This window comes from Mycobacterium sp. G7A2 (assembly GCF_041902445.1).
GTDB lineage: Bacteria > Actinomycetota > Actinomycetes > Mycobacteriales > Mycobacteriaceae > Mycobacterium.
Genome location: NZ_CP169251.1, coordinates 4,830,404 through 4,851,240, shown reverse-complemented (window position 1 = coordinate 4,851,240; position 20,837 = coordinate 4,830,404). Strand labels below are relative to the sequence as shown.

21 protein-coding genes are annotated in these 20,837 nt (G+C 68.6%); 8 read left to right on the top strand and 13 right to left on the bottom strand.

Translation table 11 applies throughout. From position 1 onward, the window contains the following. Position 1 precedes the first annotated feature (1 nt). A complete protein-coding gene (locus ACEWX3_RS23000; protein ID WP_221349432.1) occupies positions 2 to 934 on the bottom strand; it encodes an SAM-dependent methyltransferase in 933 nt (310 codons plus the stop codon). A 265-nt stretch (positions 935 to 1,199) separates the two neighbouring features. Here ACEWX3_RS23000 and secY point away from each other — a divergent pair, with 265 nt between their 5' ends. Genes secY through ACEWX3_RS22980 form a run of 4 tightly spaced genes read left to right on the top strand, consistent with a single transcriptional unit; the run spans position 1,200 to position 4,427 of the window. Further along, the gene (gene secY, locus ACEWX3_RS22995) at positions 1,200 to 2,537 is read left to right on the top strand and encodes a preprotein translocase subunit SecY (RefSeq protein ID WP_163673202.1); all 1,338 of its coding nucleotides are present in this window, start codon (positions 1,200 to 1,202) and stop codon (positions 2,535 to 2,537) included. Beyond that, positions 2,534 to 3,079, top strand: coding sequence for an adenylate kinase (locus ACEWX3_RS22990; protein ID WP_152515737.1), 546 nt, complete (start codon positions 2,534 to 2,536; stop codon positions 3,077 to 3,079). Before secY ends, ACEWX3_RS22990 begins: the two co-directional genes overlap by 4 nt. Positions 3,080 to 3,089: 10 nt before the next feature. Beyond that, positions 3,090 to 3,893: a type I methionyl aminopeptidase gene (gene map, locus ACEWX3_RS22985; RefSeq protein ID WP_374157786.1), complete on the top strand. Its 804-nt coding sequence runs from the start codon at positions 3,090 to 3,092 to the stop codon at positions 3,891 to 3,893. Between the two features lie 15 nt (positions 3,894 to 3,908). Next, complete coding sequence (locus ACEWX3_RS22980; RefSeq protein WP_221349430.1) at positions 3,909 to 4,427, top strand: MarR family transcriptional regulator; 519 nt, start codon at positions 3,909 to 3,911, stop codon at positions 4,425 to 4,427. Positions 4,428 to 4,503: 76 nt separating this feature from the next. Here ACEWX3_RS22980 and ACEWX3_RS22975 read toward each other — a convergent pair whose 3' ends face one another. After that, positions 4,504 to 5,733 (bottom strand): GAF domain-containing protein, encoded by a 1,230-nt coding sequence (locus ACEWX3_RS22975; RefSeq protein WP_374157785.1) that lies wholly within the window; start codon positions 5,731 to 5,733, stop codon positions 4,504 to 4,506. Further along, positions 5,730 to 6,392, bottom strand: coding sequence for a response regulator transcription factor (locus tag ACEWX3_RS22970; protein WP_152515741.1), 663 nt, complete (start codon positions 6,390 to 6,392; stop codon positions 5,730 to 5,732). The genes ACEWX3_RS22975 and ACEWX3_RS22970 overlap by 4 nt, the downstream gene beginning before the upstream one ends. A gap of 96 nt (positions 6,393 to 6,488) precedes the next feature. On the opposite strand from ACEWX3_RS22970, the gene ACEWX3_RS22965 reads away from it, so the two are divergent. Then, positions 6,489 to 7,241 (top strand): HAD family hydrolase, encoded by a 753-nt coding sequence (locus tag ACEWX3_RS22965; RefSeq protein WP_374159927.1) that lies wholly within the window; start codon positions 6,489 to 6,491, stop codon positions 7,239 to 7,241. Positions 7,242 to 7,319: 78 nt separating this feature from the next. Here the strand turns inward: ACEWX3_RS22965 and mmsB are convergent, their stop codons facing one another. The 8 genes from mmsB to ACEWX3_RS22925 all read right to left on the bottom strand — a co-directional run bounded on the left by mmsB (position 7,320) and on the right by ACEWX3_RS22925 (position 16,826). Continuing rightward, positions 7,320 to 8,192, bottom strand: a complete 873-nt coding sequence (gene mmsB / locus ACEWX3_RS22960; protein ID WP_207065620.1) for a 3-hydroxyisobutyrate dehydrogenase — start codon at positions 8,190 to 8,192, stop codon at positions 7,320 to 7,322. 19 nt (positions 8,193 to 8,211) lie between these two features. After that, positions 8,212 to 9,375 (bottom strand): acyl-CoA dehydrogenase family protein, encoded by a 1,164-nt coding sequence (locus ACEWX3_RS22955; RefSeq protein WP_207065619.1) that lies wholly within the window; start codon positions 9,373 to 9,375, stop codon positions 8,212 to 8,214. Positions 9,376 to 9,387: 12 nt separating this feature from the next. Further along, a complete protein-coding gene (locus tag ACEWX3_RS22950; protein ID WP_374157784.1) occupies positions 9,388 to 10,908 on the bottom strand; it encodes a CoA-acylating methylmalonate-semialdehyde dehydrogenase in 1,521 nt (506 codons plus the stop codon). A gap of 82 nt (positions 10,909 to 10,990) precedes the next feature. After that, positions 10,991 to 11,593: a dTDP-4-dehydrorhamnose 3,5-epimerase gene (rfbC, locus tag ACEWX3_RS22945; protein ID WP_374157783.1), complete on the bottom strand. Its 603-nt coding sequence runs from the start codon at positions 11,591 to 11,593 to the stop codon at positions 10,991 to 10,993. Continuing rightward, positions 11,590 to 12,585, bottom strand: a complete 996-nt coding sequence (rfbB, locus tag ACEWX3_RS22940) for a dTDP-glucose 4,6-dehydratase (RefSeq protein ID WP_221349419.1) — start codon at positions 12,583 to 12,585, stop codon at positions 11,590 to 11,592. The genes rfbC and rfbB overlap by 4 nt, the downstream gene beginning before the upstream one ends. A gap of 19 nt (positions 12,586 to 12,604) precedes the next feature. Beyond that, positions 12,605 to 13,492, bottom strand: a complete 888-nt coding sequence (locus tag ACEWX3_RS22935) for an LLM class F420-dependent oxidoreductase (protein WP_374157782.1) — start codon at positions 13,490 to 13,492, stop codon at positions 12,605 to 12,607. Positions 13,493 to 13,576: 84 nt separating this feature from the next. Further along, a complete protein-coding gene (locus ACEWX3_RS22930) occupies positions 13,577 to 15,052 on the bottom strand; it encodes an ATP-binding protein (protein WP_207065614.1) in 1,476 nt (491 codons plus the stop codon). A gap of 109 nt (positions 15,053 to 15,161) precedes the next feature. Beyond that, positions 15,162 to 16,826, bottom strand: coding sequence for an FAD-dependent oxidoreductase (locus ACEWX3_RS22925; RefSeq protein ID WP_207065613.1), 1,665 nt, complete (start codon positions 16,824 to 16,826; stop codon positions 15,162 to 15,164). A gap of 99 nt (positions 16,827 to 16,925) precedes the next feature. On the opposite strand from ACEWX3_RS22925, the gene ACEWX3_RS22920 reads away from it, so the two are divergent. Continuing rightward, complete coding sequence (locus ACEWX3_RS22920) at positions 16,926 to 17,774, top strand: universal stress protein (protein ID WP_207065612.1); 849 nt, start codon at positions 16,926 to 16,928, stop codon at positions 17,772 to 17,774. On the opposite strand, the gene ACEWX3_RS22915 is transcribed toward ACEWX3_RS22920, so the two are convergent. Further along, the gene (locus ACEWX3_RS22915) at positions 17,775 to 18,464 is read right to left on the bottom strand and encodes a hypothetical protein (protein WP_374157781.1); all 690 of its coding nucleotides are present in this window, start codon (positions 18,462 to 18,464) and stop codon (positions 17,775 to 17,777) included. Positions 18,465 to 18,568: 104 nt separating this feature from the next. Here ACEWX3_RS22915 and ACEWX3_RS22910 point away from each other — a divergent pair, with 104 nt between their 5' ends. Beyond that, the gene (locus ACEWX3_RS22910) at positions 18,569 to 19,243 is read left to right on the top strand and encodes an SRPBCC family protein (RefSeq protein WP_374157780.1); all 675 of its coding nucleotides are present in this window, start codon (positions 18,569 to 18,571) and stop codon (positions 19,241 to 19,243) included. 87 nt (positions 19,244 to 19,330) lie between these two features. Further along, positions 19,331 to 20,200 carry a universal stress protein gene (locus tag ACEWX3_RS22905; protein WP_374157779.1) on the top strand — a complete coding sequence of 290 codons (870 nt, stop codon included), beginning with the start codon at positions 19,331 to 19,333 and terminating at the stop codon, positions 20,198 to 20,200. A 107-nt stretch (positions 20,201 to 20,307) separates the two neighbouring features. Here the strand turns inward: ACEWX3_RS22905 and ACEWX3_RS22900 are convergent, their stop codons facing one another. Beyond that, the gene (locus ACEWX3_RS22900; protein WP_221349406.1) at positions 20,308 to 20,739 is read right to left on the bottom strand and encodes a nitroreductase; all 432 of its coding nucleotides are present in this window, start codon (positions 20,737 to 20,739) and stop codon (positions 20,308 to 20,310) included. Positions 20,740 to 20,837 lie beyond the last annotated feature (98 nt).

Genomic DNA, 20,837 nt, shown 5'->3' with positions numbered 1-20,837 from the left:
CCTACTTCGTCGCCGACACGTAGACGACCTCGGCGAATCCCTCGTCGTCGTCCAGCGGCGCCAGGCCGTAGCGGACCAGCAGATCGTTGGTGGGGGTCGGGTCCACGGTCCACCCGGCCTTGCGCAGGTAGTCGGTGACGTCATTGCGCTCACCGAGGAACACGAGCTCGGAGAAGTCGAGGTCGAAACCCTGGTCGCGCCAGCGGTCGGTGGACTGCTGCATCCGCTCCCGCAGTTCCTGCTCGTCGACGTCGTGATGCGACGGCACCGCTTCGGCGCCCAGTCGGCTGCCGGGCGCGCTCAGTTCGCCGATCTGGTCGAGCAGACGGTCCTGCCCGTCGGGTGGTAGGTAGCCCAGCAGGCCTTCGGCGATCCAGGCTGTCGGGGCGTTGGCATCGAAGCCGGCGGCGGCCAGGGCCGCCGGCCAGTCCTGACGCAGATCGATGCCGACGGTGCGCAGCTGTGCGGTCGGCTCGGCGCCGAGGCCGGCCAGCGTCGTCGTCTTGAACTCGATCACCTCGGGTTGATCGATCTCGTAGACCACCATGTCCTGCGGCCAACCGAGTCGGTAGGCGCGGGCGTCCAGTCCGGAGGCCAGGATGACGGCCTGGCGGACTCCGGCGGCCGCTGCGTCGGCGAAGAAGTCGTCGAAGAAGCGGGTCCGGGCGGCCATGCCGTCGGCGAACCGGCTCATGCCGACGGGGGAGGAGCCGCCGTCGCCGTCCCCGGCGTCCAGATCGGCGGGGGTCAGTTCACCCGTGGCGAGCCGGGTGAAGAAATCGATACCGACCGCGCGCACCAGGGGCGCGGCGAACGGATCGTCGATGACCGGCTGGTCGGCGCGGCTGGCGACCGCCCGTGCGGCGGCCACCATCGTCGCGGTGGCGCCCACGCTGGAGGCGAGATCCCAGGTGTCGTTGTCAGTACGTGGCATGCCCATCCCTCGAGACGTATTAGTTAGGCGAGTTAATGACTTGATCCCACTGTACGCGCCGAATCGAGCGTCGAATCGGGCGTCGAATGGGGCTCGGATTCGGGCCAACGGAGATGCAACTGTTAGTCTCGTAGACTGTTTGGACGCGTGACCTGCGCAGGCCAATCGCCTGCCGGTCCCGTCGCGTATACGACTTAACCACGACGCTGGTCACGCCAGCCACGGAGCACGCCGCGATCGTCACTCGGCCGTGCAGGAGGAAAGAGTGCTCTCGGCTTTCATCTCATCACTGCGAACGGTCGACCTGAGGCGAAAGATCCTGTTCACGCTGGGCATCGTCCTTCTCTACCGGGTGGGTGCCTCGGTCCCCTCGCCGGGCGTGAACTACCCCAACGTGCAGCAGTGCATCACCCAGGCCACCGGCGGTGAGTCCGGGCAGATCTATTCGCTGATCAACCTGTTCTCCGGCGGTGCGCTGCTGCAGCTGTCGGTGTTCGCCGTCGGCGTCATGCCGTACATCACCGCCAGCATCATCGTGCAGCTGCTCGGCGTGGTGATCCCGCGCTTCGAACAGCTCCGCAAGGAGGGGCAGGCGGGACAGGCCAAGCTCACGCAGTACACCCGGTATCTGACGATCGCGCTGGCGATCCTGCAGTCCACCAGCGTCGTCGCGCTGGCCGCCAACGGCGGCCTGCTGCAGGGCTGCTCGCTGGACATCATCCAGGGCCAGAGCGAGGGCCTGAACTTCGTCACCCTCGCCACGATGGTCATCGTCATGACCGCCGGCGCGGCGCTGGTGATGTGGATGGGCGAGCTGGTCACCGAGCGTGGCGTCGGCAACGGCATGTCGCTGATGATCTTCGCCAGCATCGCCGCCGCCATCCCCGGCGAGGGCAAATCCATCCTGGACAGCCGCGGCGGCATGGTTTTCACGCTGGTCTGCATCGCGGCGCTGATCATCATCATCGGTGTGGTCTTCGTCGAGCAGGGCCAGCGCCGGATCCCGGTCCAGTACGCCAAGCGGATGGTGGGCCGGCGCATGTACGGCGGCACGTCGACCTACCTGCCGTTGAAGGTCAACCAGGCCGGCGTCATCCCGGTCATCTTCGCGTCGTCGTTGATCTACATCCCGCACCTGATCACCCAGCTGATCACCAGCGCCAGCGACAACCCCAGCACCGGCTGGTGGCAGTCGTTCGTCGCCGACTACCTGACCAACCCGGCCGATCCGGTCTACATCGCCCTGTACTTCGGCCTGATCGTGTTCTTCACCTACTTCTACGTCTCCATCACGTTCAACCCCGACGAACGTGCTGACGAGATGAAGAAGTACGGCGGGTTCATCCCGGGCATCCGGCCCGGCAAGCCGACCGCGGACTACCTGCGGTTCGTGCTGTCGCGCATCACGCTGCCCGGCTCGATCTACCTGGGCAGCATCGCCGTCCTGCCGAACCTGTTCCTGCAGGTCGGCAACACCGGGTCGGTGCAGAACCTGCCGTTCGGCGGCACTGCGGTGCTGATCATGATCGGCGTCGGCCTGGACACCGTGAAACAAATCGAAAGCCAGCTCATGCAGCGCAACTATGAAGGGTTCCTGAAGTGAGAATCGTGTTGTTGGGACCGCCGGGGGCGGGCAAAGGCACCCAGGCGCAGAAGCTGGCCGAGAAGCTCGAGATCCCACAGATCTCCACCGGCGACCTGTTCCGGTACAACATCACCAACGGCACCGAGCTGGGTCTGGAGGCGAAGAAGTACCTCGACGCCGGTGACCTGGTGCCGGCCACGTTGACCAATGCGCTGGTCGACGACCGCCTCGACGACGAGGATGCGGCGCAGGGATTCATCCTCGACGGGTTCCCCCGCTCGGTGGAGCAGGCCAAGGCGCTCGACGAGATGCTCGCCAAGCGCAACCTGTCGCTGGACGCCGTCCTGGAGTTCCGGGTCCCCGAGGAAGAACTCGTCACCCGTCTCAAGGGCCGCGGCCGCGCCGACGACACCGAAGACGTCATCCGCAACCGCTTCAAGGTCTACCGCGACGAGACGGCCCCGCTGCTCGACTACTACAGCGACAACCTCGCCACCGTGGACGCCGTCGGTGAGCTCGACGAGGTCTTCGCCCGTGCGCTGAAGGCGCTCGGCCGCTGATCCTGCGTTGATGGTCTCCCTGCCCGGCCTGCGTGGCCGCAAGACGGTGCCCCAGCGAAGCGCCGGTGAGCTCGACGCGATGGCAGCGGCGGGCGCGCTCGTCGCCGCCGCGCTGCGCGCCGTGCACCGGGCCGCTGCGCCCGGCGTGAGCACCCACGACCTCGACCAGGTGGCCGAGGCGGTGATCCGCGACGGCGGCGGCATCCCGTCGTTCAAGGGCTATCACGGTTTCCCGGCTTCGATCTGCTCGTCGGTCAACGACCGCGTCGTGCACGGCATCCCGTCGGCCACCGAGACACTGGCCGCCGGCGATCTGGTGTCCATCGACTGTGGTGCGATCCTCGACGGCTGGCACGGGGACTCCGCCTTCACCTTCGGGGTCGGTGCGGTCATCCCCGTCGACGACGCGCTGTCGCAGGCGACGCGGGAGTCGATGCAGGCCGGGATCGCGGCCATGGTGCCGGGTAACCGCCTCACCGACGTCTCGCACGCCATCGAGCAGGGCACCCGCGCCGCCGAGAAGCGCCACGACCGGCGGTTCGGGATCGTGGCCGGCTATGGCGGCCACGGCATCGGGCGGGAGATGCACATGGATCCGTTCCTGCCCAACGAGGGTGCGCCCGGCCGGGGCCCCTACCTGGCGGTGGGTTCGGTGCTTGCCATCGAACCGATGCTCACCCTCGGCACCACCAAGACCGTCGTGCTCGAGGACGGCTGGACCGTGGTCACCGCGGACGGCTCGCGCGCCGCGCACTGGGAGCACACCGTCGCCGTCACCGACGACGGGCCGCGCATCCTGACGCAGGCCGTCTGACCACGAGGAACAGCTGTGCCTGCCCGACCGCCGGCCGACGAGGGCGACAAGCCCGACCCGATCGCCGTCGCCCGCACCAACTGGGAGCGCTCCGGATGGGCCGAGGTGGCCGACGGCATGGTCGCGGTGACGTCCGTGATGCGCGCGCACCAGATTCTGCTGGCCCGCGTCGAAACGGCGCTGCGGCCCTATGACCTGAGTTTCTCGCGCTTCGAGTTGCTGCGCTTGCTGGCGTTCAGCCGCACCGGCGCGCTGCCGATCACCAAGGCCTCCGACCGGCTGCAGGTGCACGTCACCAGCGTCACCCACGCGATCCGACGGCTGGAGGCCGACGGCCTGGTCGAGCGGTTGCCGCATCCCACCGACGGACGCACCACCCTGGTGCGGATCACCGAGCTGGGCCGCTCCACCGTCGAGGACGCCACAGTCACGCTCAACGACGACGTGTTCGCCGACATCGGCATGTCCGACGAGGAGTCGCGCGCCCTGGCGGCATCGATCCAGACGCTGCGCCACAGCGCCGGCGACTTCTGAGCGGGGCGGTTCCCCGCGAGAGTGCACGCTCGGTAGTTGTCCGAGCCGATCTGCGACAGGGAATGCACGTTCGCGGTCAGGGTGTCGCGGGCGGCGATGCCGAGCTGGGCACCGGGATCGTGGCGGTGACCGCGGTGCCCGAGCCGGGCCGTGAGCGGATGTTGAGCCGTCCACCGACGATCTCGGCGCGCTCGGCCATCGACAGCAGCCCATAGCCGCCCATCTCGTCGCTGCCCAGCGGATGCTCCAGGGTGTCGAAGCCGACACCGTCGTCGACGATCTCGAGCCGGGCGACGTCGCCGTTGTCACCGGTGTCGACCGTGAAGGTCAGCCGGGCCTCGGTGGCCCCGGCGTGTTTGACGACGTTCTGCAGGCACTCCTGGGCGATGCGGTACAGCGCCAGCTCGATGTGGTCGGGCAGGCGCACGTCGGCGAGGTCGGTGCGGACGTCGACCTGCGGGATGGAGCGCGCCAGGCTGGCCAGCCCGCCGGAGAGCCCCAGGTCGTCCAGCACCGGGGGCCGCAACCCGCTGATCGCGGCGCGGGCCTCCTGCAGCGTGAGCTCGGCGAGCTCACGGGCGCGGTCGAGCTGTTCGGTCAGCGCCGACCGGTCGTCGATCGACTTGGCGGCCTGTGCGGCGGCGTCGAGCCGGTAGCTGAGCGTGACCAGCCGCTGGGAGATGCCGTCGTGGATGTCTCCGGCCAGTCGCCGGCGCTCCAGTTCCTGAGCCTCGATGACCTGCTCTACGAAGTTCTCGTGGGCGCGCTCACGGGCGACCAGTTGCCGGTGGAGCCGCGCCTGGTGCATCGCGCCGGCGATGAGCCGGCCGATGACGAGCAGCAGCTCGACGTCGCGGTCACCGAACTCGCGCTGCGCCACGGTGTGCACGTTGAGCACCCCCACCAGCCCGCCGGGGTCGGTCTCCATCGGCACCGACACCATCGACGTGAAGTCCCGGCCGCGCAGCGACTGGAACGGCAGGTACCTCGGATCGGACTCCTTGTCGTCGAGGATCACCACCGGCTCCCGGTGGCTGGCCACCCAGCCCGAGATGCCCTGGCCCAGCGGCAGCCGGATCTTGCCCACCTCGGAGTCGAAGGGCGGGGTTGCCCCGGCCAGCGTCAACGACCGCTCGGTGTCGTCGAGGACGTGCACGAAACACACATCGCTGTCGGTGGCGGCGGTGATGATCCGCGCGGCCGCGGCGGCCAGCGGCTCCACCCCGGGGCCGCTGGAGGCAGCCTGGATCAGCTCGCGCAACAGAGCCAGTTCGCGGTCGGCGGCCAGCAGGGGACGCGCGCTCACTGGTAGATGCCTTCCCGCAGCGCCGTGGCGACTGCCCCGGTGCGGTCGCTGACACCGAGCTTGCGGTAGATCGAACTCAGATGCGTCTTGACGGTCTCGTCTCCGATGACCAGCTTGGCCGCGATCGCCCGGTTGGACAGCCCGTTGACGACCAGCGCCAGGATCTCGCTCTCCCGCTGGGTCAAGCCCTGGCGGGCGCCGGGCCAGAACTCCGCGCGCTGGATGCGGGCCGCGGTGTCGACGGCCCTGGCCGCCATCCCCGGGTCGATGGCGGTCTCGCCGCTGTTGACGAACTCGAGCTGACGGACCAGCTCCTCGCTGCTGATGCTCTTGAGCAGATAGCCCGACGCGCCGACCCGCAACGCCTGGAACAGGTACTGCTCGTCGTCGTAGACCGACAGCATGACGACCTTGCGGTCGGGGTCGCGTTCGCGCAGCTGCTGGCACACGTCCAGACCGCTGGACCCCTGCATCCGGACGTCGCAGAGCACGATGTCCGGATCGAGGTCACCCACGACGCTGAGGACCCGCTCGGCGCCGACAGCCTGCCCCACCACGGTCACCCGGCTGTCGAACGCCGCGAGCATCGCCTTGAGCCCCTCGATGACCATCTCGTGGTCATCGACCAGGACGATCCGCACCGGCGGGGCTGAACCCATGGCCATACCTTAAGGCTGCCCGTGGGAGTGTCCGGACAACTTGGCGCGCCGAATCCCCCACATGGGGGAGGCGCGCACTGTGTGATCTGGGACACGATGTTCCTCGTGCAGCCCACACAGCAGAGAGCTTGGCGAGCCGGTCGATTCTGGTGGGATTGGCCCCAGCCCAGCGAAACGACAGTGCAACCGCTTCGCGCGATGATCTTCGATCTCGACGCGCTGGCCGACATCGAGACCGCGGGTCACCGCGCCGCGTTCAACGCGGCGTTCGACGAATTGAACCTCGGGATCCACTGGTCGGAGGCTCGGTACCGGCAGTTGCTGGCCCTCAGCGACGAACGTCGCCGGGTCGCCGCCGAACTCCGCAAGCGTGGCATCGGCACCGAATGCGACGTGCTGGCGGAGTTGCTGGTCGACGAGGTCTGCGCGACCAAGGAGATGATCCTCGCCGAGACCATTCTCGACGCGGACATCACCGCGCGGCCGGGCATGGTCGACCTGATCACCGAGGCGTTCGGCGCCGGCATCGGCATCGGCATCGTCAGCAGTGGCAACCACGCGTGGGTCGAGCCGTTGGTGCGTCAACTGGTCGGCGACGGAGTCGTGGGTGCGGTGGTCACCGCCGACGACGCGCCGGCCGGCGAACTGTATCGCGCGGCGCTGGCCGAGCTCGGCGTCACCGCATCCGACTCGCTGGCCTTCGTGGCGTCCCCGGCGACTCAGCGCATGTGTACGTTGGCGGGCCTGGCGAGTGTGCTGGTCGCCGACGGCAGCGCGCCCCTGCGGGTCGCCGACTGCCAGCGACTGCGTGATGCGTCGCCGCACGCCCGCCGCCCCTCAGCGGCCTGACGAGATCGTCGAGACTGCGTCAGGCGCGGAGAAGTTCGAGTGGAGCGCGCGGCCAGCGCAGTCTGAACGTCACTCACGTCAGCTGCGCAGCATCTCGATGATCGCGCTGAAGTCCTTGTCGGCGTGCTCGGCGGCGAACTGCTCGTAGATCTCGGCGGCATGACTGCCCAGCGGCGCCGACGAGCCGGAGGACTGCACGGCCGCCATCGCCAGGCCGAGGTCCTTGTTCATCAACGCGGTGGCGAATCCGGGTTTGAAGCCGTTGTTGGCCGGGGACGTCGGAACCGGGCCCGGCACCGGACAGTTCGTGTGCACGGCCCAGCAGTTGCCGGTCGCGCCGGTGATGACGTCGAACAGCGACTGCGCGGGCAGGCCCAACTTCTCGGCGAGCACGAAGGCCTCGCCGATCGCGATCTGCTGCACGGCCAGCACCATGTTGTTGCACAACTTGGCGGCCTGCCCGGCGCCCGACGCGCCGCAGTGGATCATCTTGCCCGCCATGGGTTCCAGCACCGGCTTGGCCCGCTCGAACGCCGACTCGTCACCGCCCACCATGAATGCCAGCGTGCCGGCGGTCGCACCCTTGATGCCCCCGGACACCGGGGCGTCGATCTGGGCCAGCCCACGCTCGGTCGCCTGCGCGTTGACGGCGCGGGCGTCGTCGACGGAGATCGTGGACGTATCGATCAGCAGTGCACCGGATGTCGCCGCGGGAACCACCTCGGCGTAGACGCTCTTGACGATGTCGCCGTTGGGCAGGGAGGTGATCACCACGTCGGCGCCGGCGACCGCGTCCGCGGCGGCGTCGAACACGGTGGCCCCCTTGGCCGCGGCGGCCTCTTTCAGCGCGGTCACCGGGTCGAAGCCGTGCACGGTGTGGCCGGCCGAGACCAGATTGGCCGCCATGGGTCCACCCATGTTGCCCAGCCCCAGGAACGCGATCGTCGTCATGTGTTCTCCCGTCGCTTCGTTACGACGCGCGTGCCCGGGCGGCCGCTGACCGTCCGATGACCACCCGCATGATTTCGTTGGTGCCCTCCAGGATGCGGTGCACCCGCAGATCCCGGACGATCTTCTCCAGCCCGTACTCGCGCAGGTAGCCGTACCCGCCGTGCAGTTGCAGTGCCTTGTCGGCGACCTCGAAGCAGGCGTCGGTGACGTGGAGTTTGGCCATCGCGCACAGTTCGACCTTGTCGGGGTGGGAATCGTCGAGGGCCCGGGCGGCGCGCCACAGCATCATCCGCGAGGTCTCCAGCGCTGTTGCCATGTCGGCCAGCGTGAATCGGATGGTCGGCTCGTCGAGCAGCGCGCCGCCGAAGGCCTGCCGGTCGGCCAGATAGGCGGCGGCCTTGTCGTAGGCGGCCTGCGCGCCGCCCAGCGAGCACGCGGCGATGTTGATGCGGCCGCCGTTGAGGCCGTTCATCGCGATGCCGAATCCGGTGCCCTCGCCGTCGGTGCCGCCGAGCATCGCCTCGGCGGGTACGCGGGCCCCTTCCAGGATGACCTGCCGCGTGGGCTGGGCATTCCAGCCCATCTTCTGCTCGTCGGCTCCGAAACTCAGCCCGGGGGTGTCCTTGTCCACCAGGAACGCCGAGATGCCCCGCGGCCCTTCGCCTCCGGTGCGGGCCATCACCAGGTAGACGTCTGAGGAGCCCGCCCCGGAGATGAATTGTTTGACGCCGTCGAGCACGTAGTCCGATCCGGACCGAATCGCCTTGGTGCGCAGGGCGCTTGCATCGGAGCCGGCGCCCGGCTCGGTCAGGCAGTAGCTGGCGATGGCCTCCATCGAGGCCAACCGCGGCACCCAGCTCTTGCGCTGCTCCGGCGTGCCGAACGAATCCACCATCCATGCGCACATGTTGTGGATCGACAGGAAAGCCGACACCGTCGGGTCGGCGGTGGCGAGCTTCTCGAAGATCCGTACCGCGTCGATGCGCCGCAGCCCGCTGCCGCCGACGTCCTCGTGGCAGTAGATGGCCGCCATGCCGAGTTCGGCGGCCTCCCGTAGCGCGTCGGTGGGGAAGTGGTGGCTCTGATCCCAGTCGAGGGCGTGCGGAGCCAGCCGCTTGTCGGCGAACGCGGCCGCCGTTTCGGCGATCACGCGTTCGTCCTCGTCGAGGCCGAAGTAGTCCATCGGTGCGGGTACCTACTTCATGGTGGGGATGACGAACTCAGCCCCGTCTTTGATGCCCGAGGGCCAACGCGATGTGACGGTCTTGACCTTGGTGTAGAACTGGATCGACGCCGGTCCGTGTTGGTTGAGGTCGCCGAATCCGGAGCGCTTCCAACCGCCGAAGGTGTGGTAGGCCACCGGAACCGGGATGGGTACGTTGACCCCGACCATGCCGACCTGGACGTTGGCCACGAAGTCGCGGGCCGCGTCGCCGTCGCGGGTGAAGATCGCCACCCCGTTGCCGTACTCGTGCTTGCTCGGCAGGCTCAGGGCCTCGTCGTAGTCCTGGGCTCTGACGATGCACAGCACCGGACCGAAGATCTCGTCGGTGTAGATCGACATGTCGGTGGTGACGTGGTCGAACAGGGTGGGCCCGATGAAGTAGCCGCCGGAGAGGTCCTGGTCGTCGAAAGTCAGCTCGTCGGAGCTGCGTTCGCGGCCGTCGACCACCAGGTCGGCACCGGCCTCCACACCTTGGCCGATGTAGTCGCGCACCCGCTTGAGCGCGGCCTCGGTGACCAGCGGTCCGTAGTCGGCCTTGGGGTCCAGGCTGTGCCCGACGCGCAACTGGTTGATGCGCTCCACCAGGCGGTTGCGCAGCCGGTTCGCCGTCTCCTCGCCGACCGGTACCGCCACGCTGATCGCCATGCAACGTTCACCGGCGCTGCCGTAGCCGGCACCGATCAACGCGTCGACAGCCTGATCGAGATCGGCGTCGGGCATCACGATCATGTGGTTCTTGGCGCCCCCGAAACATTGCGAGCGCTTCCCGTTGGCGGCGGCGGTGGAGTAGATGTACTGCGCGATGTCGGAGCTTCCGACGAACCCGACCCCCTGGATGTCGGGGTGGGTGAGAATCGCGTCGACGGCCTCCTTGTCGCCCTGCACGACCTGGAACACCCCGGCGGGCAGACCCGCCTCGAGGAACAGCTCGGCCAGCCGCACCGGCACCGACGGATCGCGCTCGGAAGGCTTGAGGATGAACGCATTGCCGCAGGCCAGTGCGGGGCCGGCCTTCCACAGCGGGATCATCGCCGGGAAGTTGAACGGCGTGATGCCGGCGACCACGCCGAGGGGCTGACGCAGCGAGTAGACGTCGATGCCCGAGCCGGCGCCCTCGGTGTACTCCCCCTTGAGCAGGTGGGGGATGCCGATGGCGAACTCGATGACCTCGATGCCGCGCTGGATGTCGCCCTTGGCGTCCGGGATGGTCTTGCCGTGCTCGAGGCTCAGCAGCTCGGCCAGTTCCTCGGTGTGGGCGTTGACCAGTTCGATGAACTTCATCATCACCCGGGCGCGGCGCTGCGGGTTCCAGGCGGCCCACTCTTTCTGGGCTTCGGCCGCCGAGGTGATGGCGGTGTCGACGTCGGCCGCGCTGGCGAGGACGACCTGCGACTGCACCTGGCCGGTGCTGGGGTTCATCACGTCGGCGGTCCGGGTGGATGCCAGCTCGGTGCGCTTGCCGTCGATGAAGTGGGGGATCCGTGTGGTCATGCTCAAACCTTCCGCGTCGATACTTGGATATCCTAGTAATTGGCCGGCGGGGATGGCAAGAGGTTCTCGACGCGAACGGCGCTCAGCGTCCGCGCAGCGCCTCGACGAACGCGAGGGTGTCCTGCCACGTGGGGAGCACACCGCTGGATTCGATGTCGGCGAGGGTGGGCGCCTCGGCGTCCCGGCCCGACAGCGCGAGGTGGTGTTCGATGGGCCACTGGATGCCGATCGCGGGATCGGTGGCCAGGATCGTGTGCTCGCGCGCCGGGGTGTAGGGGGCCGAGCACAGGTACATCACCGTCGAATCGTCCTCCAGCGCAAGGAATCCGTGGGCGAGCCCCTCGGACAGATAGATGCTGCGGCGGCTGCGGTCGTCCAGCAACACGCCGTCCCAGCGCCCGAACGTGGGCGAGCCCAGCCGGATGTCGACGGCGACGTCGAACACCGCCCCGCGCACGCACGTCACGTACTTCGCCTGGCTCGGCGGCAGCTCGGCGAAGTGCAGACCGCGCAGGACACCGGCCGAGGACACCGAGCAGTTGGCCTGTGCGAGCGCGAAGTCGTGTCCGGCGAACTCACGAAACGCCGACTCGGTGAACCACTCGAAGAACGTCCCCCGGGCGTCACCGTGCAGGCGCGGGGTGATCTCCCACGCGCCGGGGACGGCCAACTCGCGCGCGGTCACTGGCCGCGGCCCGCGTAGGTCGCTTCCACGGCGTTCTTCAAAGGCCCCCACCATGATTCGTTGGCCTCGTACCAGTCGATGGTGGCGCGCAGCCCCTGCTCGAAGTCGGTGTGGCCGGGCCGCCAGCCGAGTTCCTGATACAGGGCCGACGGGTCGATGGCGTAGCGCAGGTCATGCCCGGCGCGATCGGTGACGTGATCGAAGTCGTCCTCGGAGCGGCCCATCAACCGCAGAATCGTGCGCATCACGGTCAGATTGTCGCGCTCGCCCTCGGCGCCGATCAGGTAGGTGCGTCCGAGGGTGCCGTCGGTGAGGATGCGCCACACGGCGCTGTTGTGGTCCTCGACGTGGATCCAGTCCCGCACGTTGGCGCCGCGCCCGTAGAGCTTGGGGCGCCGCCCGGTCAGGATGTTGGTGATCTGGCGCGGGATGAACTTCTCGACGTGCTGGTACGGGCCGTAGTTGTTCGAACAGTTCGAGATCGTCGCAGCCACCCCGTAGGACCGCACCCAGGCCCGCACCAGCAGGTCGGCGGCCGCCTTCGTCGACGAATAGGGGCTGGACGGCTGATACGGCGTGGACTCGGTGAACCGGTCCGGCGCATCGAGCGGCAGGTCCCCGTACACCTCGTCGGTCGAGACGTGATGCAGGCGCACGCCGTGGCTGCGCACCGCTTCGAGAACGGTGAACGTTCCCACGACGTTGGTGTGTACGAACGGTGCGGGGTCGGCCAGCGCGTTGTCGACGTGCGTCTCGGCGGCGAAGTGCACGACGGCGTCGGCGTCGGACACCAGGCTGGTCACCAGGGCGGCGTCGGTGACGTCGCCCTCGATCAACCTGACCTGGTCCGCCACCGGCGCCAGCGACTCCCGGCTGCCGGCATAGGTGAGCGAATCGAGCACGCTGACCTGCACGTCCGGGCGCTCACGCACGGTCGCGTGGACGAAGTTGGCACCGATGAACCCGGCGCCGCCGGTGACCAGCAACCGCATAGCCCGCAAGCGTAGCGGCCTAGCTGGACAACCCCAGCGGACCCGCCAGCTCCTCGAGCGTCGACAGCAGCTCGTCGGGACCACCGAGCACCTGGATGGCGACGTGGTCGGCGCCGGCCTGCAGGTGCTCGGTCAGCCGCGCGGCGATCTGGTCGGGCGACCCGTAGGCGACGAGGGAGTCGATCAACCGGTCGCTGCCCGGGCGCTCCACGTCGTCGTCGGTGAATCCGAGACGCTTCCAGTTGTTCACGTAGTTCGACAGCCCGAGGTAGAAGTCGACGGTTTCGCGACCGACCTCACGGGCCTTCTCGGCGTCGTCGGTGAGCACGACCTTGTGTTCGGGCGCGATGAGGACCGTGGGGCCCAGCAACTCGCGCGCCTGACCGGTGTGCACCGGGGTGGTCAGGTACGGGTGCGCGCCCGCGGACCGCTGGGCCGCCAGCTGCAGCACCTTGGGACCCAGCGCGGCCAGCACCCGCCGACTGGTCGGCACCGTGGCCGAGTCGAGCACGTCCAGATACTCCTCGAGCGCCTCGTAGGGCTTGGTGTACTGCTCGGTGTGCTCGGGATGCCCGACGCCGACGCCCAGCAGGAAGCGGCCGGGAAACGCTTCTTCGATGCGGTGATACGACGAGGCCACCTCGCGCGCGTCGGCGGTCCAGATGTTCACGATCCCGGTGGCGACCTGCAGGTTCTCGGTCTTCTCCAGGATCGGCTCGACGAAGGCGAGGTCGGCCGCCGGAGAGGCGCCCACCCACACCGTGCCGTAGCCGAGTTTTTCGATCTCCACCGCCTGCTCAGGGCTGACCGGTGCGCCGGTCCACACCCCGAAATCCCCGAGTGCGGGCTTGAGGGAGACACCCTGTGTGGTCTGGTCGTCCTCGCGCGAGCGCTCGTCGGATGTCATGGGGGAGGGGTTCCTTCCGGTCGGAGGTGGCGTCGGTGCGGTATCAGCTTCTCAGTCACCGGGGGTACCCGCGCCGAAGCCGGGTCAGTCTCCCTCGCCGGCGGTCATCGGTGCGTCGGGGGCCGGCGCCTGCAGCGGAAGGCAGACGATGAACGTCGTGTCGCCGGGCTTGGACTGCACCGACAGGTTGCCGAGGTGCTTCTTGACGACGATCTGCCAGGCCAGGTCCAGACCGAGCCCGGTACCTTCGCCGAACGGTTTGGTGGTGAAGAACGGTGTGAAGATGCGCTCGATGTTGTCCTCGGAGATGCCGGGCCCGGTGTCGCCGATCTCCACCCGGATCATGTCCTCGTTCTCCCGCCGGGTGCGGATGGTCAACGTGCCGTGGCCGTCCATCGCCTGGATCGCGTTGTCGATGATGTTCGTCCACACCTGGTTGAGATCGCCCGGGTAACACAGCAGTTCGGGCAGCGACGTGTCCTTCTCCCACACCAGCTCGACCGGTTTGTCCTTGCCGACCTTGTCGCCGAAGATCGTCTTGACGGTGCTGTAGAGCAACTCGTGCACGTTGGCGCTCTGGTATTCGGCACGGTCCATCTGCGAGTACTGCTTCGCGCCGGCCAGCAGTGCCGAGATCCGCTTGCTGGCCTCGGCGATCTGGTTCATCAGCAGCTCGTTGTCGATGGTGTACTTCAGCCAGCCGATCGCTCCGGGCAGCGTCGCCGAGCAGTCGACGTCGTCGATCGACGCCTGTACCCGTTCCAGCCAGTCCACGTCCAGGCCGGCCTCGACGAACGTGGGGGCGTAATCCCAGGCGCTGGAGATGCCGTGTGACTCCAGCCAGTCGCCGATGTGGTCCTCCCGGTCGGAGGTCTCCAGCGCGGTGAGCTCCTGGGACTTCGACTTGGCGACCTGTTCGGCGACTTCGTCCTGGATGCTGACCAGCACCTTCAGTGCGGCGGGGGTGAATTTGCCCTCGGCCAGCATGGCCAGCTTGTGGCGCATCTTGCCGACCCCTTCGCGCAGGTCGGCCACCGCGCGGGCGGTCGCGCCGGCGGGGTTGTTGAGCTGGTGGGTCAGCCCTGCGGACAGTTGGCCCAGCGCCAGCAGCTTCTCGCGTTGCCCCACGATCTGGCGTTGGCGCATCCCGCCGACCATGTGGCCTTCGAGCAGGTGCACCGCCATCGGGAACTCGTCGCGCATGAACCGGGCGAACGCGTCGGCGTCGAGGACGAAGAACCGCGACGGGCGGGTCACCCGCACCGAGGCCTGGTAGACGTGCTCTTCACCGGGGATGTAGGCCGACCAGGCCCCGCAGTACACCCCGCGTTGCGACGTCCGGTTGGTCTCGATGTCCACACCGCCGGAACGCTTGGACATGACCAACTCGCCGTCGATCAGGACGTAGAAGCAGGTGGCGGGTTCGCCCTCGACGTGGATCGGACCCGGTTCGAACGTCGCGATGTGGCCGTTCTCGCACAGAATCTGCAGCTGACGGTCGGACAGCGCCTCGAACAGGAACAGGCTGCGCAGCTCATCGGGCAGGCATTTCTCACCCACGGTGGATCCTTCCAACGGTCAACTCGGAACCTGCTGTGTCGGAGCGTGCAGGGGCACTGGAGAAGTGAAACGCGAATCACCCGGTGTGGATTCCATGACCGGCTCGGCCCTACGTTTCGGCCAGGTAGCGGTGCACGAGCATGACGGCCATCGACCCCTCACCGACCGCGGCGGCCACCCGCTTGGCGGAGTCGGCGCGCACGTCGCCGGCCACGAACACCCCTGGCACGCTGGACTCCAGGTGGTGCGGCGGGCGTTCCAGGGTCCATCCGCTGACGTCGCGCAGGTCCGGGCCGGCGACGACGAATCCGTGGTCGTCGCGCACCACGACGCCGTCGAGCCAGTCGGTGCGCGGTTCGGCGCCGATGAAGATGAACATCCGGCCGCAGTGGAACTCTTCGCGTTCGCCGGTCTGGTTGTTCTCCAGACAGATGCTCTCCAGGTGTCCGTCCCCCTTCACCGCGTGCACGACGGTGTAGGGCAACTCCTTGATGTTGTCCTGGGCGCGAATCTGCTGGATCAGGTAGTGCGACATCGAGTCTTCGAGGGTGCGCCGGCTGACGATGGTCACCGACTTGGCGGTGCGGGCCAGGTACATCGCGGCCTGCCCGGCCGAGTTGGCGCCGCCGATGACATAGACCTCGTCGTCCTCACAGTCCGAGGCGACCGACGTGGTCGCGCCGTAGTACACGCCGGCACCGGTCAGATCCGCACACCCCTCCGCCGACAGCTGGCGGTATTCCACACCCATCGCGAGGATCACCGCGCGCGTGCCGATCGAGCGGCCGTCGGACAGGTGCACCGTGCGGGCGTTGCCGTCGATGTCCAGACCGGTGACCTCGGCGGCGGTGATCAGTTCGGCGGAGAACTTCTCGGCCTGCCGACGGGCGCGCTCGGCGAGCTGTGATCCCGGAACGCCGTCGGGGAAGCCGAGGTAGTTCTCGATGCGGGAGCTCTGGCCGGCCTGTCCGCCGGTGGCGGTCCGTTCGATGAGGACGGTCTTGAGCCCCTCGGATGCTCCGTAGACGGCGGCGGCCAGGCCGGCGGGCCCACCGCCGACGACGACGAGGTCGTAGAAATCGCCCGCGGGCGTCGTCGTGAGGCCCAGCGTCGCGGCCAGCTCCGCGTCGGTGGGGTCGACCAGCGTCTCGCCCTGCTCGGTGATCACCACCGGCAGGATCAGACCGTCCTGGCCCGCGGCTTCGAGCAGTTGCGCGCCACGCGGTTCGTCGGACCGAAACCAGGTGTAGTACAGCCGGTTCCGGGCCAGGAACTCACGCACTTCGGACGACCGCGCGTTCCACGGGTGCCCGATGATCTTGGTGTGCGGGATGGCCCGGTCGCCGGCCGCCCGCCACGCCTCGATCAGCGCGTCGATGACCGGGTAGAGCTTCTCCTGCGGAGGATCCCAGGGCTTGAGCAGGTAGTGGTCGAGGTCGACGACGTTGATCGCGTCGATCGCGGCGTGGGTGTCGGCGTAGGCGGTGAGCAGCACGCGCCGGGCCGCCGGGTAGACATCCATCGCGGCTTCGAGGAACTCGATGCCGCTCATCTGCGGCATCCGGTAGTCGGCGACGAACACCGCGACGGTCTCTCCGCGCAGCTTCAGCTCGTTGAGGGTCTCCAGCGCGTCAGGGCCCGACTCGGCCCGCACGATGCGGAACTTCTCGCCGTAGTGCCGACGAAGGTCGCGGGCTACCGCACGGGACACCGCGGGGTCGTCGTCGACGGTGAGGATCACCGGTTTGCGGGGCTGGTGCTCAGGTCCAGTCATCGCCTCAAGTATGCGCCTCGTGTCCAGCGGAAATCGCGGTCGGGTTGGCGGGTGAAAGGTACCCTTCCCCGCCGCGGCGGAGCGGCCTAGCGTGGGTGCATGCCGACCAACGTGATCGTGGGATACGACGGCTCGCCCTCGGCGGGTGAGGCCATCAGCGCCGGGGCGTCGTTGTTCCCCGAGGCGCATGCCTGGGTGGTGTACGTCTGGACGCCGCCCTTCGGCAGCACGAGGCTGCGTCGGCGGTTGCGCACCTCGGCTCGCGACATCGACGACCTGGTCGAGCTGATCGAGCGCGAAGGGCAGCGGGAGGCCGACGCCATCGCCGCCGCCGGAGTCGCGCTGGCCACCGCGGCCGAGTGGGACGCCGAACCGCTCGTCAATCGCACGATGGGATCCGACGGCCTGCGGCTCGCGCAACTGGCCGAGCAGTTGCACGGCGATGTCATCGTCGTGGGCAGCCGGGGCCTCAGCGGTACCGACGCGGTGCTGGGCAGTGTCTCCGATCTGGTCGTGCATTACGCGACGGTGCCGGTGCTGGTGGTGCCCAATCCGCTGTTGATCAAGGAGTTCGAGGCGCTGGCCGACGGGCCGGTGGTGGTGGGCTATGACGGTTCCGACGGCGCCGAGAAGGCGCTCGACAGCGCGCGCCGGCTGTTTCCGGGCCGGCGGCTGCTGCTCGCCGCCGTCCGCGACGGGGACGAGGACGTGCCGCTGGGTCCCGCGGCGCGTGACGCCGAGCTGCTGTCGCTGCGGATGCCGAAGCTCGCCGGCCCGGCTTCGCGGGTGGCGGCCGACCTGCTCGTCGAGTGCGCCGACCAGCACGACGCCGCGGTGCTGGTCGTAGGCTCGCGGGGACGCTCGACCATCCGCGAGGTGCTGCTCGGGAGTGTCGCGCGCGGGGCGGTACACCGTACGCACCGCCCGGTGCTCGTCGTGCACGGATGATCAGGGCGTGGGAAGTGCGGCGACTTCCGCATGGGGTGCGGTGGCGCCCCGTGAACGCTCAACGCGGCGGGCGATGCCGCGCAGCATCTTCTGCTCCATCACGAAATGCGGGACATCGAACCAGAAGTGCCCGACGGGGCCGCCGCTGCCGCGCGCGATCAGCCGGGTCCGGTCGCCGTCGGGGCGAAGCGTGAACGACCAGCAGCCCGAAGCCTTCTGCCCTCGATCCAGACGGTCGAAATCGGCCGGCGAGACGAGCACGAGGTGGGAGCCGGGCTCGACGGCGGCGACGATCTGCCGGGCGGCGGGACCGTAACGGCGCGCCAGCCACACGGTGTCGCCGGTGTTGAGCTGCTGCCATTCGGGATGCACGATGGCCGCGTTGTGCATGTCGGCGCCGACCGCGCGTTCCAGCAACGAGTAGCTGTAGAAGCCGCCCCGGTCCTCGCCGATCTGAGCAAGCCACGGCCAGACCTCGGCCGGCGGTGCGTCGACGGTGACCGCCCGTGTGGTGCGGGGGGACGGCCGCGACGGAATAGCCTCGACCACGTCGTCACCCGGCATCACCGCGGCGATCTCGTCGTTGCGGGCGCCCCAGGTGTACATCCACGGCCGCAGGTGGACGTGGTACCACGCTGCGATCCCGACGGCGGCCATGATGTCCGCCAGCCCCGGCCGGTACCTTCCCATGGTTCGACGGTATGACGGGGCGTCGCTTGGTGATAGGGACAAAGGTCCTCCTCTGAGGACTACCGGCCCTATCGTGTGCGCAGAAACGACGTGAAGCTCGGATCATGGCGAACACGATCGTGAAGGCTCTCGCAGCCGGGGCACTGCTGTATGCGGCGCGCCGGTACTTCCGCGACTGGGGCACCACCAAGGCCGAATCCAGCGGAAAGATGCCCGGCGATGAACTTCTCGCAGCACCGGTGCTGCAGGCCACCGAAGCGGTGTGGATCGATGCCGGTGCAGAGACGGTCTGGCCGTGGCTGGTGCAGATGGGGCAGGACCGCGGTGGTCTCTACAGCTTCGAGAAACTCGAGAACGCGGTGGGTTTGGGTTATCGCAACGCCGACCGTATCCACCCGGAATGGCAGCACATCTCCGTCGGCGACGTGGTCCGGCTCGTCCCGAAAGGCTGGCTGGGCTTGCCGGACGGGATCGAGCTCAGCGTCGCGGAGCTGATCGACGGCCAGTCGATCGTGTTGCGTGCGCAGCCGGGTCGGCCGTGGGACGTCGTGTGGTCCTTCCACGTCATCCCGCACTGGGATGACCGGTGCCGGTTGGTGATCCGGTCGCGCCTGGCCCTGCGCCACCCCGCCGAGGTCGCGGTCGGCGAGCTTCTCGGCCCGGCCAGAGCCTTCATCACCCGGGGGATCCTGCTGGGTATCAAGCGGCGCGCCGAGGGCCGGGGCCAACCGGGGGCACCGGCGGCAGCGTCCGGCGCCGCTCTGCACCGTCCGGGTTAGACGGGCGAACAAGCGAGAGAGATATCCAGGTGCACAAGATGATTCGCGGGCGCTGACGTGTCTGGAAGGTCCGCCGCTCATGGAGTTGTGGTCGGCACGGACGGATCGTCCAACGCGCTCGTGGCGGCGCAATGGGCCGCCCGGGCCGCCGCGTTCCGAAACGTCGACGTGACCGTCGCGCACGTCGTCGGAAACCACGCGGACGACACCGTGGTCGCGACCTGGTCGTGGCCGACCGGCCGGGCACCCGACGCGGTTCGCGAACTCGCCGAACGCGACACCGGTGGCGTGCTCGCCCGCTCGGTCGCGGCCGCCGCGGAGAGCGGAGAGGGGGACCGGAAGGTCCGTTCCGTGCTGTGCCACGGCAGACCGGTGGCGGCACTTGCGGAGCTGTCCAGGTCGGCCCAGTTGGTCGCGGTGGGCGGCCACGGGGTCACCGGTCGGCATCGGCGCGGGCTGGGCCCGGTGAGCCGGGGCGTCATCCAGCATGCGCACTGCCCGGTGGCCGTCGTCCGGGAGGAGCCCAGCCACCCGTCGCCACACCATCGCCCCGTGCTGGTCGGTGTCGACGGGTCCCGCGCCTCGAACCTCGCCGCGGTCATCGCGTTCGACGAAGCGGCGTGGCGCGGTGTGGATCTGCTCGCGATGCATGTCTGTCACGACTCCGAGGCGCCACCGGCCGGCGGGAAGCGTGACCCGTTGCTCGTCGAGGCGGCCGAGGCCATCCTGACGAAGTCGCTGTCGGCGTTGCGGACACAACATCCCGCCGTCCGGGTCCACCACCTGGTGCGGTTCTGGAATCCGGTACGCCAACTCCTCAGGCAAGGCGAGCGGGCGCAGCTCATCGTGCTCGGGAGCCACGGTCGTGGCAGCGTCAGCGGCGCCCTGCTCGGATCGGTCAGTGCGGCGGTCGCCGAGCACGCCCGGGCTCCGGTGATCGTGGCGCGTCACCGCTGAGCTCGCCGGAATCCGATTCGTTTCTGTCCAGGTGTTCGAGGCGTGGCGGCACAGCTACCCGTCGCAGTACGACGAGTCCCGGTGGGTCGACGAGTATGCGGACGCGTTCACTGGTCTCGATCCCGCCCGGTGAGGTCGGACGCCAGAGCAAACCTGGCGAAGTGATCGATCCCGAAGCGCTGGAAAACACGCAGTCGACCGGGCGGGAGCAGACCAGCTGCCGTCGAGGCGTCGACGATCGTCGGACCCGCCACCTCGTACGTGTCACCTTTGGACGTGATCGTTGCGCCGCCGGCCGCCTGGGTGTTGCGAAGCCAGTCGACGGTGGTTCCGTAGGGAAGGGGGACGAGGAACCCGCCCGCGACCTTGTCCGCCACGACGGGGGTGGCGTACCTCCTGCCGGAGCAACGCCCCTCGTGCTCGACAAGCGCTGCATACCAGTGTTTGCGTCCGGCGGCCCGCACCATCATCGGGTTGAGCACGTGCTTGTTGAACGTCCGCACCGCGTCGCGCACCGGGCTCATCGTGTCGCGAGACATGCCCACATGGTCGCCGGGCCCCGAAGTCGCGCGTCAGGGCCGAGCGGACTGTCCTGTAAGGACCAAAGGCATCCGATCTCCGGGATGTGACTTTCGTC

Excerpts from the sequence above, each read along its gene's own strand:
- ACEWX3_RS22965 (WP_374159927.1), top strand. The coding sequence starts at position 6,489 with ATGTTCCTCGTGCAGCCCACACAGCAGAGAGCTTGGCGAGCCGGTCGA.
- ACEWX3_RS22925 (WP_207065613.1), bottom strand. The coding sequence starts at position 16,826 with ATGACTGGACCTGAGCACCAGCCCCGCAAACCGGTGATCCTCACCGTC.
- mmsB (WP_207065620.1), bottom strand. The coding sequence starts at position 8,192 with ATGACGACGATCGCGTTCCTGGGGCTGGGCAACATGGGTGGACCCATG.
- ACEWX3_RS22935 (WP_374157782.1), bottom strand. The coding sequence starts at position 13,492 with ATGACATCCGACGAGCGCTCGCGCGAGGACGACCAGACCACACAGGGT.
- ACEWX3_RS22900 (WP_221349406.1), bottom strand. The coding sequence starts at position 20,739 with ATGTCTCGCGACACGATGAGCCCGGTGCGCGACGCGGTGCGGACGTTC.
- ACEWX3_RS22920 (WP_207065612.1), top strand. The coding sequence starts at position 16,926 with ATGCCGACCAACGTGATCGTGGGATACGACGGCTCGCCCTCGGCGGGT.
- ACEWX3_RS22915 (WP_374157781.1), bottom strand. The coding sequence starts at position 18,464 with ATGGGAAGGTACCGGCCGGGGCTGGCGGACATCATGGCCGCCGTCGGG.
- map (WP_374157786.1), top strand. The coding sequence starts at position 3,090 with ATGGTCTCCCTGCCCGGCCTGCGTGGCCGCAAGACGGTGCCCCAGCGA.
- ACEWX3_RS22950 (WP_374157784.1), bottom strand. The coding sequence starts at position 10,908 with ATGACCACACGGATCCCCCACTTCATCGACGGCAAGCGCACCGAGCTG.
- ACEWX3_RS22910 (WP_374157780.1), top strand. The coding sequence starts at position 18,569 with ATGGCGAACACGATCGTGAAGGCTCTCGCAGCCGGGGCACTGCTGTAT.
- ACEWX3_RS23000 (WP_221349432.1), bottom strand. The coding sequence starts at position 934 with ATGCCACGTACTGACAACGACACCTGGGATCTCGCCTCCAGCGTGGGC.
- rfbB (WP_221349419.1), bottom strand. The coding sequence starts at position 12,585 with ATGCGGTTGCTGGTCACCGGCGGCGCCGGGTTCATCGGTGCCAACTTC.
- ACEWX3_RS22970 (WP_152515741.1), bottom strand. The coding sequence starts at position 6,392 with ATGGGTTCAGCCCCGCCGGTGCGGATCGTCCTGGTCGATGACCACGAG.
- ACEWX3_RS22955 (WP_207065619.1), bottom strand. The coding sequence starts at position 9,375 with ATGGACTACTTCGGCCTCGACGAGGACGAACGCGTGATCGCCGAAACG.